This is a genomic window from Myxococcaceae bacterium, from assembly GCA_016000045.1.
Lineage (GTDB): Bacteria > Myxococcota > UBA727 > UBA727 > JABDBI01 > AER2-1.
Genome location: JAECQY010000009.1, coordinates 71,497 through 80,822 on the forward strand (window position 1 = coordinate 71,497; position 9,326 = coordinate 80,822).

At 44.5% G+C, this 9,326-nt stretch carries 8 protein-coding genes and 1 pseudogene; 2 read left to right on the forward strand and 7 right to left on the reverse strand.

The features are described 5' to 3' along the window. Window positions 1-121: 121 nt before the first annotated feature. The 6 genes and pseudogenes from I8H75_05820 to I8H75_05845 all read right to left on the reverse strand — a co-directional run bounded on the left by I8H75_05820 (window position 122) and on the right by I8H75_05845 (window position 6,266). A pseudogene (locus tag I8H75_05820) lies at window positions 122-733 on the reverse strand (IS6 family transposase). A 142-nt stretch (window positions 734-875) separates the two neighbouring features. Beyond that, a complete protein-coding gene (locus I8H75_05825) occupies window positions 876-3,641 on the reverse strand; it encodes a DUF1566 domain-containing protein (protein MBH2006834.1) in 2,766 nt (921 codons plus the stop codon). Then, window positions 3,638-3,823, reverse strand: coding sequence for a hypothetical protein (locus tag I8H75_05830; protein ID MBH2006835.1), 186 nt, complete (start codon window positions 3,821-3,823; stop codon window positions 3,638-3,640). Before I8H75_05830 ends, I8H75_05825 begins: the two co-directional genes overlap by 4 nt. Before the next feature lie 84 nt (window positions 3,824-3,907). Further along, the gene (locus tag I8H75_05835) at window positions 3,908-4,207 is read right to left on the reverse strand and encodes a transposase (GenBank protein ID MBH2006836.1); all 300 of its coding nucleotides are present in this window, start codon (window positions 4,205-4,207) and stop codon (window positions 3,908-3,910) included. A 352-nt stretch (window positions 4,208-4,559) separates the two neighbouring features. Beyond that, the gene (locus I8H75_05840) at window positions 4,560-5,522 is read right to left on the reverse strand and encodes a DUF1566 domain-containing protein (GenBank protein MBH2006837.1); all 963 of its coding nucleotides are present in this window, start codon (window positions 5,520-5,522) and stop codon (window positions 4,560-4,562) included. Between the two features lie 393 nt (window positions 5,523-5,915). Continuing rightward, window positions 5,916-6,266: a hypothetical protein gene (locus I8H75_05845; GenBank protein ID MBH2006838.1), complete on the reverse strand. Its 351-nt coding sequence runs from the start codon at window positions 6,264-6,266 to the stop codon at window positions 5,916-5,918. A 1,330-nt stretch (window positions 6,267-7,596) separates the two neighbouring features. Between I8H75_05845 and I8H75_05850 the strand changes: the two genes are divergently transcribed. After that, the gene (locus tag I8H75_05850) at window positions 7,597-7,887 is read left to right on the forward strand and encodes a hypothetical protein (GenBank protein MBH2006839.1); all 291 of its coding nucleotides are present in this window, start codon (window positions 7,597-7,599) and stop codon (window positions 7,885-7,887) included. Continuing rightward, window positions 7,823-8,035 (forward strand): hypothetical protein, encoded by a 213-nt coding sequence (locus tag I8H75_05855; protein ID MBH2006840.1) that lies wholly within the window; start codon window positions 7,823-7,825, stop codon window positions 8,033-8,035. Before I8H75_05850 ends, I8H75_05855 begins: the two co-directional genes overlap by 65 nt. 158 nt (window positions 8,036-8,193) lie before the next feature. On the opposite strand, the gene I8H75_05860 is transcribed toward I8H75_05855, so the two are convergent. After that, window positions 8,194-9,326, reverse strand: a 1,133-nt coding sequence (locus tag I8H75_05860; GenBank protein ID MBH2006841.1) for a DUF1566 domain-containing protein, incomplete at its 5' end; no start/stop codon positions are given.

Sequence of the window (9,326 nt, forward strand, 5' to 3'; positions counted from 1 at the left end):
ACGCTGTTGCAAAAATCACTTAAGGATAGAAATCAGCCTTGTTTGAACTTTCAGATTATGCCGGACAGACTGAAAATAGATTGCCAATAAATTGGACTTCGTTCATGTTTTTATGTTCCATCTAGAAGTCAAACTGACCATTTTTAAACATGTGCATATATTCGTATCCAGTGATGGTAGAGTAAGCTGATTTCATCGGTTTAAAACCAAGCATGGGTTTTATCAATCGTTTTAACTTGCCATGATCGCTTTCAATCCGATTATTTAAGTATTTGACCTTCCGATGTACGATGTGAGCGTAGCTTTCATTTTCTATTTTAAGTTCAGAAAATCGCTTGATTATAAGCTGAATTTTGGTCTGTATTAATCCTACTCGGTATCAAGTCCTTTTGGCAGCCTTGGTGTTGCGGGTATGTGACAAGTAGAAATCAATGGTATCACCGCCTTTATCAATCGCTCGATACAGGTATTTCCATTCGCCTTTGACCTTGACATAGATTTCATCCACTCGCCAAGAGAATCCATAATTTCAAGCATACCAACTAGACCTTTTCTTGAGCTCATGGGCATATTCAACCACCCACCGATAGATTGTGCTGTGGTCTACGGAAATCCCACGCTCTTTCATCATTTCTTCGAGTTCTCGATAGCTAATGCCGTACTTCAAGTACCAGCGAACACATTGTAGAATAATCACGCTTTGAAAATACCGCCATTTGAACACATTGACCATTTTAAACCTCATCCAGCAGATGTCAGTTTTAACAGATTTTTCCTAAAGAGTGATTTTTGCAACACAGCCATTGGTTACACCTTTGTTGGGTTTTGGCCAAATTAAAAGAATTAAATGGATCCGTTTTTGGTGATTGAAAACACTAACCTCTGACACAACGAAGATTACCGCTCCCATAACCTTGACGACAGCCAACTATTCCGTTGTCAAAATATGCAAAACATTGGATGGATGTTGAGGCTATCGAATCTGTCGCACCTTCGCCTGAGAATACCGTCAAATCCATCATCGGGTTGTTTGTGTTGCTGCTGTTATAGGTCGCGTTGTAGTCAACCAGGGTTTGCAGCTCTCGAATGGTAGGTGGTCGCCAAGTATGACCATTTAAAGTCAAGCTAGAACAATATTCGGTCGCTCTTAACACACTGTAACTCGATCCAGAATTTTTATGCTGTTGCCAAATTAAGCCTGTCACCAAATCCCTCACCTCTCCCGAAGCATTTACATAGCGATCTACAGGAGGAATGGGGTAACAAGCAATCACGCAACGAACATAGCCCATGTTACTGAGCATAGGATACCACACCTGTTGAGCCTGTAATTGCAATTGCCAAGCACTCCCAATATTTCCGATTCGAGGACTTGAGGACCAGAAATGATCGGAGGTCGTTCCAGAAAATACTGTGGTGTTCACATATGGAGCCGGCAACGTTGGATCATACATCGTCATGATTTCGACGACATTTGGAACACGCCAGCCAGAATAACCACCTGTATTTCGTTGGGTACAGTAATGTTGAGCCACCGTAAAATTCATTTTACTAGCGCTTGGAACCTGCTCCCAGCGAATCCCAGTCAACGTATCTAACACCATTCCATTGGAAATACTGTAGCGATTGGTCTGATTTGTAGCGTCTTGATAAACTCCGCTGCTGGCATTCCAGGCAGCAAGAAGGCCGTTGGTGGGTGGGATTATGGTGCCACCGGTGCAGGTGTAAGTCAGCGGTGTTGTTGAAACAGGAGGAGGAGCTGTCGTTGGTATCGAAGTTGCAGGCATCGAACTCGTTGGAACAGGCATTGTTGGTACTACTGTAGTTGAAATAGCAGTACTTGGAACCAGGGTGCTCGGTGTTAACGTCGCAGGCACATTTGTAGTTGGCATTGGAGTTACAGGCACCGAACTCGTTGGAACAGGCGTTGTTACATTAGGCACACAGGTCAAAAATGAAAAAGGCAACGGAGATTTTACACAGCGAACATGGTTATCAGTCGCAATATTAAGGGTTCCAACTACGCCCAGATCGAACCAAACAATCCAGCTACCGCTCGGATTACCCGTCATTGCCGACAACGACCAAAATGAACTCCCAGATTCTCCAGAAAAAGTATCATCCATCATTAATGTGCCATAATTCCTGCTGTAATCTACTAGAGTCTGAAGCTCTCGAACTGTTGGCAAACGCCAATCGTTATAGCCTCCTAAACTTAAACTGCTGCAATAGCTGCAGGCTCCAGATCGGTTGTAAACCCCGGTGCCATTAGATCCACCAGTCGTTGGGGCCACTTTTTGCCAAAGAAGCCCAGTAACTGTGTCTTTAACAGCTTCTGAATTTACTATATAACGATTCCAAGGCAACAGCCGATGAGAGCTGCGCACACATCGAACATATCCTTGATTCCCTACCACTGGACCACAACCTGGGTTATACTCTAAACTAAACAAAATGCCCGACCAACACGCATCTTGCCCAAAACTTACCCACCAAGGTTGCCGAGCAGCAGATCCCACAAGAGGAGTTGACGTGTAAAAGTAGTTAGTTGGAGTTTCAGAAAAAATCGCACTAATGCCAGGATTAGAACCAATATTATTGATCGTATAGTCAACCAGCATAAGGAGCTCAGCATTGTTTGGAAGTTGCCAATCAGTGTATCCTCCCGTATTTTGATTCACACAATACTCAACAGCCTGGTCCCAAATCATGGTCGTTGTACTTGAGTTTTGTTGCCATTGTAAGCCAGTAAACGAGTCCGTCACCACACCATTGCTTGCAGTATAACGTCCAGGTTGATTGGTTGCGTCTTGATAGGCACCCGAAGTCCAATTCCAAGCTGCTAGAAGCCCAGATACCCTGCTGACTGATATCGTTGAACTATTAGAGGGTGTGCTGCTGATACTCTCTGAAGCAGTAAACTCTGAGCTGTCTGACTTGGTTTTAGTCAAAGTTAGAGATTGCCTTAAGCTTTCGCTCATCGACTGGGTGTTAGTTTGTGAGCGGGTTTGAGTTGTACTTGAGGTTTCAGTCTTGCCAACACTGGTTGACTGACTCTGACTTTTATTGCTGGATTCGGTCAAGAATTCGCTTGTCATGGACGGAGAAGTGACCTCGCTTGGACTATCACTCAAACTGGCGAAAACTCTGGAAGACAACGATTCCGTTTCTGGAAGCTGAAAATACAACCCATACTGCACAGCTGGGTGTTCCTCGGGGTCACTGCCAACTGCCACCCTCGTGCGAAAGACATGGCTTTTACGTAGGAGTTCTAAAGGGCTCCCAGGTGATGGAATATTGAGACCACAAGTGGTTGGATAACTCAGCAATGCTTGTTGACCAAAAGCTACGTCACAGGCAATTTTGTTCAGCATTGCCTGGAACAGTAGGGTGCAGTTCAAATCGAAGGGCTTTCTGAACCCAGGCTGAGAACTGAGTTGAGGTGCAACAAAATTGAGTACGTTTTGGATCAGCTTCTTGATTTGGGCGCTTTCTTCAGGAGAGTGTAGTTTATTTTTGAACTGAGTTAAGTTGGAAATTTGGTCACTCAAAAGCGTTGGAAAAGCACTGTCCCAAATGAGGCTTGCCTGGGCCGAATTGACAAGAAAAATAAGGATTAAAGCGCTTTTCACCGGTTTCATAACTCAGCTTCTCCAACAGAGTGCTGCACACGATTTTCTTGTGCATTCAGATCACTTAGAGCCGCGTCGAACCCGAGTAAATCTTCCCCAGTGAGGCCTTGTCTAATCAGATCTTGAAGTCTTCTGGGATTGACCAAATTGGGACTGTCTCCGACGTCGCCGCCATCCAAATCCACACTCATTTCCGAACTGACTTCAGAAACACTGCGAGGTTCACTAACTCTGCCTTGCGCACTGTTGGTTGCTACCTGATGTAAAGGTGGCTGTCAATTCAAGACATTTGAGACTGGAAAGGGCTCACTTGGATACCTAAGCCTTCTAGAAAATGTTGGGGGTGTTTGTAAACCAATCCCATCATGAGGTCGGTCCCAGTTATCGCTATCCGTAAAATCATTCAACATCGGTCGCAGTTCCTGAAGGGAAGTCGGCAAATCAAACAGGTCACAGAAATCCGAATGCCAGGTGCCATTAAGCCGTTCAAAATAACCGTTTAGCTTCGGAGACTTGGGAGCCAGTACTGCCAGAAGAATCCCTCTCTTCTCGCATTCTTCTTCAAACTCTGACATGAACTCACTTCCACCATCCACCTGGATCTGCCGGATGGGAAAAGGACTCTCCTCAATCAACTTCTTGAATCATAATGAACTGACAATGTCGATCCACTCTTTCAGGGAAGCGCTGTAACAGGCTAACAAAAGCGATCTTCTTTCTGAAGATTCATCGTTTAAACCCTCTTCCAGTCGTTTCTTAAGTCAAGGTGAGACTGAGACCAGAATTGATGCGAGCGACTTGTAAGTTGAGGCGTTCTAGAGAATGAGTTTTTTGATCGATAAACACCCACAAGCGCTTTGTCAGAAATTGACTGTCTCTGCGCGTAGCACAGCGAAATTAAAACAAATGATGACTCTCAAATTCATCTCAGGTAGCAGGATCATGGACACAGCGAACAGAGTAACGATTGTTGGTATAGCCAATCACCACCGATAGTTCAGCATCACCAGAGAAATCTACAAACCAGGTCATACCGGAAAAACCTGCCTGCGGAGTCGATGACCAGTACCAACTTAGTGGTTCCCCTGCAAAAGCAGCGGGATCCATCATAAGACCGGGGGGAGATACATTGAAATCAACTAAAGAGGAAAGCTCCTTGATCGTTGGCAGACGCCAACCAAAAGTAAAATCCCCCAAGCTGAGACTATTGCAATAGGTATTAGCCCCAGGTTGTGAGTATGGAATTGTCGGCGCATGCTGCTGCCAAATTAAACCTGTCACAGTATCCGTCACAACACCCGATGTAAGTGTATAACGTGTTGGAAACGGAACAGGATAACTCGATCGCACACAACGAACTAGATCAAGCGTGGTATTGGAATCCGACTGAGTACCACCATATCTACTTAATAGAACAACCCAATTGTATGCTGAACTTCCAGAGACCTGAGTAGACGACCAAAAGTTAATATAAGATGTATTTGGAAAAGCTGTTGCATTGATAGGTACATTTGGATAACCAACTGTGAAGTCTACCAAAGTTTGAAGTTCCCCAATATTGGGAGCACGCCAATCACTAAAGCCACCAGTCGTTTGAGAAGCACAATAATCAGATACAGAAGACCAGCTCATTGTGTTTGCACTTTCTGCTTGCTCCCACTGTATGGAGCTTAGGGTGTCTATTACCACTCCATTGGATATATTATAGCGAGCAGTTTGATTTGTCCCATCTGCATAGATTCCACTGGCTTGATTCCAAGCAGCAAGCAATCCTGTTGTAGGTGAGGTCGGGACAGAAGTCGAAGTAGGTATGGGTACTGGAGTACTCGGCAAAGGTGACGGTATCGTACCATTCGGCAACAACGCTACATACCCGATTTTAGCGGCCAAGTTTGTTATGTTATGCAACGAACACAAATTATTGACAAACACAGAAGCTACACAATTCGTGTTTTCAACACACCATTGACAACAAAGCCCCATTGAATCAGTTGGAATAGGGGGACTAATCTCACCATTTACAATCGAATAGCCAATCAACTGCGCACAGTTTGCTTGTTCTACCTGATCCTCATTAGTCACATGCTTACTAGAATATACGAATACGGAAACTAGACTTAAAAAAATTATATTACTTAGTCCGTTCATTTTTCATTCCTCCATGTTTTACTAAAATCAACGCAACGGAAGTTTCATCGTATGCCTATTTTTTTTCGAATTCAAGAGCCATTTTTTCAAAAATTTCGAAGAGAACGCCAGTTCAAACCTATAGTTCCTAATAGGCTAGCAATCCGAACTGATTTTGATGGTTCGATGATAGAGGCGCCATTGTTGCTCAGCATGCGGGTTCAACCGCTGGCCTGGTTCTATGCGCAACAAGGGCGAGGTAAAAGTCGCTTTTTCAAACTCGAAGCAGGTGTAATTTCTCAGAGCCGCAAGCGGACGAGGGCAAGGCAGCTCATAGACTTTCACGCGATCTTCATGCTTGCTGGTGTCTTGCAACCGGTCCAATTCTTTGAGTACTTTGAGCGAGCAACCAAAATGCTCTGCGAGGCTTGGCTGCCGAATCGCCAAGCGATTTTGACTGTGTGAAATGGTTTGAATGTGTTCCCAAATTAATTCGACTCTGGACATGACTTTCTCTTTGAAACAAGTTGACTTTCAGATGCCGGGAATTTCTTGGATTCTCGGCCTGGCATGGCTGCCGTCAACTTGTACCGTCTAAAGTTGAGTTGGCGGCTTATACGCCTTTCGCGTATTTGAAATGAGTTTCGATGAAAGCGGTTATGAAAAATTTGCAAAGTGATTGATTTTGCTTAATCCATTGAGTAAAATTGCTCAACGGATCGTGTAAAATTCCAGAGACTGATTGCGCAAGAGCTGTTGAGTCGGCTGGGTGAGAAGCGTCAATTCATTCAGGCCTTGGTTGGGCCAAGACAGGTGGGTAAGACTACTTTGATTCGCCAACTGCTGGTTCAGCAGAAAGAACCGCATTACGCATCTGCAGATGAACCTATCTTGCACTCTCTATAACCAAACGAGCGTAGTCTCAAAGCCCGGATACACCCTTCTTTTGCCAAACCAAACATCACCCGCTCCGACTACGGCTCCCGTACCGCCCATGAACGGCCTTTTGGCCGCGTGGCCCGCCAGTACGGGTGTATATCAAGATGCTACCAGTCAAGCAGGGCGTTACGTAGTTAACAACTCATTTTAATTAGTTTGCAATTGCAGCTCTTTCTTTATCAGTTCCCAGTCAAGTGGTTTTTGATGGTTAATTCAGTATTCCACAGACGTCTATTCGAGCTATCTCGATTGGCCGAAGCTCAATCGGTGCTATGATAAATCTGAGAAATGGAGGAGGGGCTAATCGGGATATCGAACTGTCATCTGCATCTGCAGAGCGTTACCGTCTTCATTGAGCTCTTTCTCCTCATCTCGAGAGCCTATGCCAAACAGATGTGATCAGATTTACAGAGTAAGACTTTCAAGATCTGATGGTGTTGGTTTCTGCTTTCCTCCAAATTGCTCTAGATTAAATGGTTTTCCATGCTTTAAAATCCCGCAGACTAAGATGGCCTGTTTCCTGGCAACTTTGTTGCGTGCGATGTAATCGGGCGCTTTCTTATCTCGAGTCAAGAAAATGTAATGGGTGAATGTGCGAAATGAGAAAGGTCTTGACTGGGGATTGGGGGTTGGTTTACGATTGAGCAACATAAGCGTAGGTACTTGTGATTTAGTGGATTACGATAATCATACTCGTTAAGACTTTTTCCAGCCATCCTCAACATTCGTAAAAGCGTTGTGAGCTGCTAAACAAGTTACTTGGTCTCGGCATAGAGATGCTCAACAGATTGAGACGAAAACTCTTACACTTCTCAGCCTGCAATTCTACCGAAAGCGAGATCAAAATCAAATAAAACAGGCCACCCTAGAAGCCAAAACCTGAGACCTGTTTTCTTTTATGAACTGGTTTGCCCAATTTAACGGACACGTCCAGATAGAAGAATGGCACCTGCGAGACACTCAAATCTTTTTATCCCAATTAGAACAGTTGGACAGGGCCGCTACCACCCTCAACAGAACCTTCGCTTCCCTAAGAAGATTTGCCAGTTGGGTTCGCGAACAGCTATCTTCACCTTTTAGGCATGTGCTTCCAAGCAGAGGCATCAAAGAAATCGCAGGGGAAGATGAACTGGGACAACAGCCCGCTTTATTTCTATCGAGCCAATCCAAAGCCTTTCTTAGGATGTGACCAAGTGTTTCGGATTCTCCAACACATTGCCCAAGAAGCCAATAAGCACTCCCTAGACAACCCCATCCAATCCATCCCCACAAGCTTCGCCACACCTTTGGTGCGGAGTTCCGAGAAAAGACCGATTCAGATACGGAAACCCAGCTAACTCCTTACGAATTTATTTTTAAATCATGGCAAAATCTGCCAGAATCACTCAGGGCTTAACCAAACCATCACAATTTGGGACTAAACATCTAATAATCCATTGGTAACTGGAGTAACAGCGTTTGCTCCGCATGTTGAGAACGAAGTAGGAAGAGCTGGTTAAGGATCCCTGCAGCAACGGACATAGTGCGGAGTGCTGATCCCACTGCTAGGACCAAGTTGATCGATATTTCCGGCACTAAAAAGGACAAGCCACGCGTAAGCTGGATTTGGTTCGTAGATCGTTGACGACCAAAAATAATCTGCAGAGGTTCCAGGAAAAGCACTGGGATCGATAGAAGGGCCATAACGGTTAAAATCGACTAAGCTAGAAAGTTCTCGGATGGTTGGTAAGCGAAATGAAAATCCATTCAAATGCAACGAGTTGCAATAGGAACTTGCAGCTGTCTGATTCATAGTACTTGAACTTTGCGTTCTTTGCCAAACCAGCTCAGTAATACTGTCTCTTACAGTCTGGTCGGCCACACTCAGCGCCGATCCATCTTCATCTGTGTACCTGCACATTACGCTCATAAGCCCGGTTGAACGTACACAGCGAGCATAGAAAGTAGCACTAACACCATAGTTACTACCAATGCCGCCATTGTAGTAATAGCCGCCGGTGCCCAAGTTCACATACCATGCATTAGCAGAAGAAGAGGCAGAATTTGTTGATGACCAGTAGTAGTAAGTTTGAGTACCAGGAAATACTGTGATATTGATGCATGGACTTGGACGTGTATAGTCGATCAGAGTCTGCAGTTCATCTACGTTAGGTAAGCGCCAATTACTTAAGTTACCTGTTGTTCGTTTGGCGCAATATGAAATGGAATCCGTCCAATTCATCGTTGTGTTGTTCATTTCAGATTCCCATTGCAAACCGGTTAAAGTGTCATTGACAATTCCATCAGATGAGTAGTAACGATTTAACTGACTTGTTCCATCTGAATATACTCCTGTTGTACGATTCCAGAATGCTAAGATACCAGACCAGCAATTTTTAGACATGCTAATCGTATTCTCAGAGCTCATGCTTGTAGTGTGAGATAAATCAATGGATTGAGTGAGCGATGTTACAGATACTGAATCCGCTGTTGGCTGAACCGTGCTTTGTGATAAGGAGGTCGTTAAAACACTGAACAAAGAAGGGCTAGTGGTATCTATATTCGTTTCTGACACTGTTGGAGTTAGTGGAATTTGAAAATACAACCCATACTGCACAGCAGGGTGTTCAGATGGCGAGTCTCCAATCG